A 459-nucleotide genomic window follows, 5' to 3' on the forward strand; every position below is an offset into this window, starting at 1 on the left:
AGGATCCACCCCACGCACCCCAGTAGGCACACCAGCAACACCAGCACCCAAAGACACCGGCACACCAGCAACACCCACCACAGAAGGAACAGACCCAGTCACATCCCAACTCAAGAAACAATCACCAGCAGCAGAACGCACACCAGCAACCTGCCCCAAAGCATCAACCCACAAGGCAGCACCCGTAGAAGCAGCACACCTCTCTGAGCAACCCTCAAGCGCACCCTGGTGGGGGTGGGTACTTCTTATCTCACCGGGCAGCCCACCACCGGTAGCATACGCATAGTGGTTCACGCACCCATCAGGTGTTGTTGCGCGGATGCGGCGGCCTAGCCCGTCGTAGATATATTCCCAGGTTCCTTCTTGGGAGTCTTCTAGGCGGGTGAGTTGGCCGGCGGTGTTGTAGGAGTAGTGGCGTGTTGTTCCGTCGGGTGTGGTCTCACGGACCAAAAAACCCGC

At 58.8% G+C, this 459-nt stretch carries 1 protein-coding gene; it reads right to left on the reverse strand.

Translation table 11 applies throughout. The features are described from left to right. A partial coding sequence (locus tag L6963_RS11735) for an RHS repeat domain-containing protein (RefSeq protein WP_237225476.1) occupies positions 1-459 on the reverse strand: 459 nt, incomplete at both ends.

The organism is Rothia nasimurium, from assembly GCF_928392795.1.
In the GTDB taxonomy this organism is placed as follows: domain Bacteria; phylum Actinomycetota; class Actinomycetes; order Actinomycetales; family Micrococcaceae; genus Rothia; species Rothia nasimurium_F.